Here is a 2,636-nt window from a genome sequence, read left to right on the forward strand (position 1 = left end):
TGTTGCCGCTGACCGAAAATTGACCCACTTAAGAGGTTTCTGCTGATTCAAAACTGACCCAGGTGTTCTACTTATCCTGCCTAATTTTTAGGCGGGAGACAAAAAGGTGATCACCATGGAAATGTTAGGAAAAATACGGCGGATGCATTTACGCGACAAACTGTCGCTGCACGAAATTGCGAAGCGCACAGGTTTGTCGCGCAACACGATACGGCGATGGCTACGCGATACGGAGGAAGCGGGCCCGCCAGCGTATGTTAGAACCGAAGCCCCCTGCAAGTTGACGCCATTTCACGCAACCATCATTCAGGCGCTCAAAGCCGATTCCCATCGCACTAAGCAGAATCGGCGCACCGCCAAGGCGCTCTTCACGCTCATCCAGGCGGACGGCTATGCTGGCGGCTACAGCCAGCTCACCGCCTTCATTCGCGACTGGCGCGGTGCCGAAGCCAATCACTCACACGCCTTTGTGCCGCTGAAATTTGAAATGGGCGAGGCGTTTCAGTTTGACTGGAGCGAAGAAGGCCTGGTGGTAGGCGGAATCTACTACCGGATGCAGGTTTCGCATCTCAAGCTGTGTGCCAGTCGGGCGTTCTGGTTGGTGGCCTACCCCAGCCAGGGGCACGAAATGCTGTTCGATGCACACACCCGCTCCTTCAGCGCGCTCGGTGGCGTGCCGCGCCGCGGCATCTACGACAACATGAAGACTGCCGTCGACAAGGTCAACAAAGGCAAAGGCCGGGTCGTCAACAAACGGTTTGCCGTGATGTGCGCACACTATTTGTTCGACCCGGATTTCTGCAATGTCGCCTCCGGCTGGGAGAAAGGTGTCGTCGAGAAGAACGTTCAAGACAGCCGCCGTCGCATCTGGCTGGAAGCACAGAACCGGAAATTTGGCTCGTTCATCGAGCTCAATGCTTGGCTGAGTGAACGGTGCCAGGCACTATGGTGCGAAGTACGTCACCCAGAATACAAGGAATTCAGCGTGGCGGAAATGCTGGAGCAGGAACGCATTGAAATGATGCCAATGCCCACGCCTTTTGATGGCTATGTGGAGAAACTGGCACGGGTGTCGAGTACCTGCCTGGTCAGCATTAGTCGCAATCGCTACTCGGTGCCGTGTGAATTTGCCGGCCAGCGGGTGAGCACGCGGCTGTATCCGAATCGGGTTGCCATTGCTGCAGGCGATGCAGTGGTCGCCAGCCATGAGCGATTAACCGAACGCGGTCAAATCTGCTACGACTGGCAGCACTACATCGCACTGGTGGAGCGCAAACCGGGCGCGCTCAGAAATGGTGCCCCCTTTGCTGACTTGCCAGCGCCACTCCAACAGCTACGGCTGGGGTTGATGCGCCATGCAGGTGGCGACAAGGTCATGGCGCAGGTGCTGACTGCTGTGCTGACAGCCGGGTTGGACGCTGTTCTGGTTGCGGTCGAACTGGTGATTGAGTCGGGTGCGCTTAGTGCCGAACACGTTCTGAATGTGCTGGCACGGCTCCATGCCAGCCCTGCACCGGCAAGCGTAGAGACGAGCTTGCCCCTGATGGAGGCTCCGCTGGCCAACACCAGCCGATATGACAGTCTGCGCGGGATAGATGACCTGCTGATCGATACGTCGGAGGTCGATAATGCTTGATATCACGACCGAACTAAAAAATCTGCGCCTTCATGGTATGGCCAGCGCATGGACGGACCTCATCGCACAGGAGACGTCCGCGACGGCGACTTCCAAATGGTTGATCGAACATCTGCTACAAGCCGAGAACAATGACCGTGGCATACGATCGATCCGGCACCAGATGAACGCGGCGAAATTTCCTGTGCATCGCGATCTGGCGGGATTTGATTTCGAGGTATCCAAGGTTGACCAGCATTTGGTCAAGCAGTTGGCAACACTGGCGTTTACCGATACGGCGCAAAACGCCGTGTTGATCGGCGGGCCAGGGACCGGCAAGACCCATCTGGCCACCGCGATCGCCGTGGCCGGCATTGCCGCGCAAGGTAAGCGGGTGCGTTTCTACTCGACGGTGGATTTGGTGAATGTTCTGGAAAAGGAGAAGCGCGATGGCCGTGCTGGTCGGATGACACAGACGCTCATGCGCATGGATCTCGTCATTCTGGACGAGCTGGGATATCTTCCATTCAGCCAGGCGGGTGGTGCCTTGTTGTTCCACCTGATGTCCAAGCTGTATGAACATACCAGCGTGGTCATCACCACCAACCTGAGTTTCTCCGAATGGTCGAGCGTGTTTGGGGACGCAAAGATGACGACGGCACTGCTGGACCGGCTCACCCATCACTGCCATATCGTTGAGACCGGCAATGAGTCTTATCGCTTCCAGCACAGCACGATCGCTGCGAAATCGCGCATCAAGTCGCGGGAACAGTCACGCAAGGGAGGCAAAGCTGAGCCGCCGGTAGAGCCTTTCTGAGTTGGCGCGCGGGGAAATTTGCTACGAGCTACGCTCTTCGCACATCTCCCCGCGCCGTCCTTGTTGCGGGAATCGACAGAAAAGAACAACTTCCAACCCCGCTGTTTGGTATAGTTATCCACAGCCGACATCTGAAAATGCGGCGCCCGGCCCTGGGTCAATATTCAATCAGCAGGGTGGGTCAATATTCAATCAGCACGAACA

2 protein-coding genes are annotated in these 2,636 nt (G+C 56.8%); both read left to right on the forward strand.

The genetic code is table 11. From position 1 onward, the window contains the following. Positions 1-115: 115 nt before the first annotated feature. Positions 116-1,636, forward strand: a complete 1,521-nt coding sequence (istA, locus tag ACO0LM_RS28555; RefSeq protein WP_423042318.1) for an IS21 family transposase — start codon at positions 116-118, stop codon at positions 1,634-1,636. Continuing rightward, the gene (istB, locus tag ACO0LM_RS28560) at positions 1,629-2,432 is read left to right on the forward strand and encodes an IS21-like element helper ATPase IstB (RefSeq protein WP_423042320.1); all 804 of its coding nucleotides are present in this window, start codon (positions 1,629-1,631) and stop codon (positions 2,430-2,432) included. Before istA ends, istB begins: the two co-directional genes overlap by 8 nt. The last annotated feature ends 204 nt before the right edge of the window (positions 2,433-2,636 follow it).

This window comes from Undibacterium sp. Di26W (assembly GCF_049340265.1).
In the GTDB taxonomy this organism is placed as follows: Bacteria; Pseudomonadota; Gammaproteobacteria; order Burkholderiales; family Burkholderiaceae_D; genus Undibacterium.